The 5,282-nt window shown below is 70.4% G+C and carries 6 protein-coding genes; all 6 read right to left on the reverse strand.

The window, feature by feature from the left end:
• On the reverse strand, positions 1-231 hold a 231-nt coding region (locus MKK88_RS14770), incomplete at its 3' end, for a PhnD/SsuA/transferrin family substrate-binding protein (protein ID WP_244000911.1).
• A 136-nt stretch (positions 232-367) separates the two neighbouring features.
• Positions 368-1,294, reverse strand: coding sequence for a phosphate/phosphite/phosphonate ABC transporter substrate-binding protein (phnD, locus tag MKK88_RS14775; RefSeq protein ID WP_244000913.1), 927 nt, complete (start codon positions 1,292-1,294; stop codon positions 368-370).
• A 139-nt stretch (positions 1,295-1,433) separates the two neighbouring features.
• The gene (gene phnC, locus MKK88_RS14780; protein ID WP_244000915.1) at positions 1,434-2,282 is read right to left on the reverse strand and encodes a phosphonate ABC transporter ATP-binding protein; all 849 of its coding nucleotides are present in this window, start codon (positions 2,280-2,282) and stop codon (positions 1,434-1,436) included.
• Between the two features lie 111 nt (positions 2,283-2,393).
• Positions 2,394-3,014, reverse strand: coding sequence for a chloramphenicol acetyltransferase (locus MKK88_RS14785; RefSeq protein WP_244000917.1), 621 nt, complete (start codon positions 3,012-3,014; stop codon positions 2,394-2,396).
• Between the two features lie 7 nt (positions 3,015-3,021).
• Positions 3,022-3,705, reverse strand: a complete 684-nt coding sequence (locus tag MKK88_RS14790) for a DUF1045 domain-containing protein (RefSeq protein ID WP_244000920.1) — start codon at positions 3,703-3,705, stop codon at positions 3,022-3,024.
• Positions 3,706-3,739: 34 nt separating this feature from the next.
• On the reverse strand, positions 3,740-4,885 hold the full coding sequence (locus MKK88_RS14795) for a ceramide glucosyltransferase (protein WP_244000919.1): 1,146 nt from the start codon (positions 4,883-4,885) through the stop codon (positions 3,740-3,742).
• Between the last annotated feature and the right edge of the window lie 397 nt (positions 4,886-5,282).

The raw sequence follows: 5,282 nt of genomic DNA on the forward strand, positions 1-5,282 counted from the left end.
GATCACCGCGGCGTAGTCGCTCGCCACCCGCAGCTTCACCGGCACGCCGAGGGCCTTGGTCAGGTAGGCGGTGAGCGGCCCCCAGCGATCCGTGGTGCCCGTGGCGTTCTCGACCGGGATCACGCCCAGCGTCAGCTCGGGATACTTGGCTTTCCAATCCTGCGCGGCGGCCGGCAGGCCGAGGAGGGCGAGCGCGGCGGCGGCCGCGGCCAGGGTGCGTCGGGTGATCATCGTGTCGTCCTTCGTGGTGGCCCGAAAGGCGGGCGGCGACCGGCTGCCGGCCGGTCGGGGCGATGCCCAGCCCGCCGGGGATCCGCACGCGGTGCGGTCCCGGCGGATTGGGGGTGAAGACGGTGGCGCGGCGGCGCTACAGACGCGTGCGCTGCGCCGCGTTGAACCGCAGCATGTCGATGACCGGCTGGTAATCCTTGAGCGTCATCGGCGTGAAACCCTCGTCCTTGCCGTCGGAGAGCTGGTCGAAGGCGGCCCTGTCGGCGGTCGGGAAGGCGATGAAGGCGGCCCGGATCGCGGCCTTCAGATCCTCGGGCAGGCTCGCCAGCATCGCGAAGGGCCCCTCCGGCAGGAGGTCGGACCTGAACACGACCCGGAAGTCGGATTGCTGCATCGGCGCGCCCTGAGGCGTCTTCAGCGTGCCCTTGGCGGCCATCCGGCTGACGATCGTGTCGGTCTCGGCGTTCCAATGATTGGCGGCGGCATCGGCCTTGCCCGCGATCAGGGCGTTGACGGCACTCTCATGGCTGCCAGCGTAGAAGGTCTTGCCGAAGAACGTGTCCACGTCGTAGCCGGCCTGCTTCAGGAAGAAGCGCGGGGCCTGGTTGCCGGAGGTGGAATTCGGATCGACCAGCGCGAGGGTCTTGCCCTTGAGATCGTCGAGCGTCCTGTAGGGGCTGGAGGCCAGCACGTAGATCACGGAATGATAGCCGTGGTTGCCGGCCGGATGGACCCAGGTGACGATCGGCTGGATCAGCACCCCGTTCATCACGGATTGCCCCAGGGAGGCCGGGCCGTGGCGCGCGATGTGGATCGTGCGGTTCCTCTGGCCTTCGATCACCGAAGCGTAGTCTTTGGCGACGCTCAGCGTCACGGGAACGCCGAGCGCCTTGGACAGGTACGTCACGAGGGGCGTGAACCGCTTGATGGTGGTGTCAGCGTTCTCCACGGGGACGACCGCGAGGGTCAACGCGGGATAGCTGTCCCGCCAGCCCTGCGCACGCGCCGGCACACTCAGAAGGGCAATGGCCAAAGCAACGGCTAAAAGGATTCGGCCCAACATCACCATGATCTCCTCACCGGCGCGCCGGAACCCGAATCGAAGGGGTGGCGCACCCAGCAAGAGCGTTCCCAGATCTGTCGTTTCTTAGTGCGAAACCTTGATCGTCCTGTCCGTGCACTGAAAAAATCGCGCGCTTCTCTCAGACGCCGATCGCGGCCTCGCGAACCGGGCGCGCCGGGACCGAGCCGGGCCGGCCCGGCAGGGCCGCGCGCTGCTCCGCCTCCCGCTCGGCGGAATTGTCGAGCACCTCGCCGGCCTCCAGCCCGTAGAGCCGGCGGGCCACGTCCTCGGTCAGGTCGAACGGGCCGCCCTCGAACACCACGCGACCGGCGGCCAGCCCGACGAGGCGGTCGCAATAGGCGCGGGCCAAGTCGAGGGAGTGCAGGTTGCACAGCACCGTGATGCCGTAGCGCCGGTTCACCTCGGCAAGGGCATCCATCACGAGGCGGGTGTTGCGCGGGTCGAGGGAGGCCACCGGCTCATCGGCCAGCAGGATCTTGGGCTCCTGCACCAGGGCGCGGGCGATCGCCACGCGCTGCTGCTGGCCACCCGACAGGCCATCGGCCCTCTGGGCGGCGAACTCGCCCATGTCGAAGCTTTCCAGGGCGGCGAGCGCCATCGCCCGATCCGCGTCGGACCACAGGCGCAGGAGCGCCCGATGGCTCGGCACGTGGCTGAGTCGCCCCATCAGCACGTTCGTCATCACGTCGAGGCGGCCGACGAGGTTGAACTGCTGGAAGATCATGGCGCAGCTTGTGCGCCATTCGCGCAGATGGCGGCCCTTCAGGGTCGTGACGTCCCGCCCGTCATGAAGGATGCGCCCCGAACTCGGATCCGCCAGCCGGTTGATCAGCCGCAGGAGCGTCGACTTGCCGGCGCCGGACCGGCCGATCACCCCGACGAAGCTCCCGGGCTCGATCCGCAACGAGACGCCATCCACGGCACGCCGGTCGCCGTACTGGCGCGTCAGATCCTCGATAACAAGCATGCATTCATCCGCTGCGGAATGACCGCAGCTAAACGCCGCTTCCACGACGATTGAATGACGAATACGATGCGTTATTGTTTGCCGGCGCAGAACATTTGGCTGATAGCCGGCTTAAGTTTCGTAGCGTTCGAGAAAATCGTCGATCGACAGGGCGCGGAAATCCGGAAGCGCGCGGCGCAAGGCCTCGTGGTCCCAATCCCACCACGCAAGCCGTTCCAGCCGCGCTGCGACGGCCTCGGGAAACCGGCGCCGGACCGGACGGGCCGGGTTGCCGACCACGATCGTGTAGGGTTCGACATCGCGGGTGACGATCGCACCGGCACCCACCACCGCGCCGGCGCCGATGGTCCGACCGGGCAGGACGACCACACCGTGGCCGATCCAGACATCGTGGCCGATCACGACGGGACTCGCCCGGCGCCGGTCGAAAAAGGCCGGCTCGTCCGCCTCCTCGGGCCAGTAGGCGCGCGCCCGGTAGGTGAAGTGGGCCTGCGAGGCGCGCTCCATCGGGTGGTTGCCCGGGTTGATGCGCACGCTTGCGGCGATCGAGCAGAACTTGCCGATCGTCGTGTAGATCACCTCGCCGTCCTGCGCGATGTAGGAATAATCGCCCAGCTCCGTCTCGGTCAGGCGCGTGCGCGCGCCGATCTCGGTGAAGCGGCCGAGGCGGCAGGATTCGGCCCGGGCACTGGGATCGAGGGCGGGTTCGAGGCCGAGGGGTGCATGGGCCATGGGAACCTCAGCCTTGAGAAGCACCGAAGGGCAGGCGCGCCAGGAGCCGGAACGGCCCGCCCGCATCCTGGGTCAGGAGGCAGACCGCGTCGATCGTCACGGGCTCCGGGCCCGAGGCGGCGTAGGCCGCGGCGAGGCGCCGGTGCCAACCGTCGCGGTCGGGCTCCGGCAGGGCGTCGGTCAGGGTCATGTGGAAGCGGAAGGCCTCGAACACGTGCGGATAGCCCCAGCGGTCGAGCAGGGCGCGGCCGCGCGGATCCAGGCGCTCCGGCCGGCGCTTGGCCCGCTCGGACTCGGTGAGGGGCGCCCGCAGGGCCTCCAGCGCTGCGACGCATTCGGCCGCGAACAGGCCCAGTTCCGGCGGCGGCGCCTCCGGCACCAGGGCGAGGAACCGCCCGAGGGCCGCAACGCGCAGCGGTCCGAGCACGACCGGCGGGTGCGCGGTGGCGAGTCCGCGGGCGGCGACGACGAGATCGGCCTCCGTCGCCCCCGGGGCGAGGCGCATAGGCGCCTTGAGGGTCGCGTGGAAGCCGTAGACCCGGGCGCCCGTGTTGACGGCGGCGAGGTCGCCCAGCCCCTCCGGGTGCGCGACCGGCCCCCCGGTGGTGGTGTCGTACCCGAGCACGCTCCGGCCGAAGGCTTCCAGGCGGGAGCCCGGGGCGGGCAGCCAGTACAGGGCGTAGCGGCGCATCACGGCTTCACCTCCGGGGTACCGTCGACCGCGATCAGGCCGTCGGTGCGTAGCGGTCGACGGCGGCCCGGCGCGGTCGGACATCCATGGCGTTGCCGCGCCACACGATGGCGCTCTGCACCCAGGCGCCGAGCCAGATCGCCGGGATCAGGGCGTCCCGCACCAGGAAGGCCGCCAGCATGCGGGGCGAGCGATGCCAGCCGGCGCGGAGCGCGAGCCCGACCTCGGCGGCATAGCACAGGGCCGCGAGGCTGGCAGCGCCGACGAGACCGGCGAGGCTTCCGGCGCAGAATGTTACCACCAGCGCCGGCAGCAGGACGCCGCTGCCGATTTCCGGGATGAAGAACAGCGGAAACGTCACCCGCCGCAGCCGGGCCCAGCGGAGCTGCCGGGCCCAGACCTCCCGGAAGCCGCGCGTGCCCAAGGGCTGCTCGAAGGGGCTCGCCACGAGATGCACCCGCTTGCCGGCGGCCCGGACCAGCTTGGTGGCGGCCGCGTCCTCGGCGATCTCGGCGGCGAGCGCCTGGAGGCCACCCTGCGACTCCAGGAACGGCTTGTGCCAGAGCATGCTCTTGCCCTGCGCGAAGCCCAGGCCGAACGCCTCGGCGGCGTATTGCCAGCGCGCCTGGAGGGTGTTGAGGAAGGCGCATTCCACCTCGGCCATGAAGCTGCCCGGGCGGGCACCCACGGGGGTCGAGCAGACGAGGCCGGTCTCCTCCCGCCACGCCGCCTGGAGGCGCTGGAGGTAATCGGGCGGCATGGCGACGTTGGAATCGGCCAGCACCACCCAATCGTGGGCGGCGGCGCGCCAGCCGCGCAGGCAGTTGTTCAGCTTCGGATTGGCGCTGACGCGCTCGTCGCCGAGGATCAGCCGAGCCGGCACCCGGGGGTGGGCGGCGATCAGGCGCTCGACCAGCGGCACGATCGGATCGCCCGGGTCGGCCACGCAGAAGATCACCTCGTAGGCGGGATAGTCGAGCCGGAAGCTCCGGGTCAGCATCTCCTCGCTGTAGGCTTCCAGGCCGCGGAGCGGGCGAACCAGGGAGACGGGCGCCCCCGCGGGAAACCGCGACGGCCCGTGCACCGTGCCGAGGCGCCGGGCCGCGATGGCGATACTGCCGATCTGGACGAGGGACAGGAGCGCGCCGAGGGCGAGAGCCGGCACCGTGGCGTCAATCATGCGGATCCCCGTTCGGCGTCGTGAGCGGCCCGGTCGCTAGCGGGCGGACCGCGTCAGTCGTGTGACACTCACGGGGACGAGGGCCGGAATTCGCCGGCCCGTCGCATCTCGGGTTTCCAAAGGGCTGCAGCCCTTTGGCAGGATTTCAGGGCGGCGCCCTGAAAGGGCGACCAGGGCTCCGCCCTGGATCCGCGAAAGATCTCGACCTTTCGGAACCAGAACGCGAGCCCTCCGCGATCCCGTCAAGCAGAGCCTCAGAACCGGAGGGTGAAGCTGCCCTTGACGGCCTGGTCCTGCGCCCGGGCGCCGGTCTGGCCGGTATAGGCCACGCCGAGGGTCGCGTTCGGCGCCACCGCCAGATCCAGGCCCACCTGCGCCACCAGCGCGTCCCGGTCGA

It is taken from the genome of Methylobacterium sp. E-005 (assembly GCF_022829725.1).
In the GTDB taxonomy this organism is placed as follows: Bacteria; Pseudomonadota; Alphaproteobacteria; order Rhizobiales; family Beijerinckiaceae; genus Methylobacterium.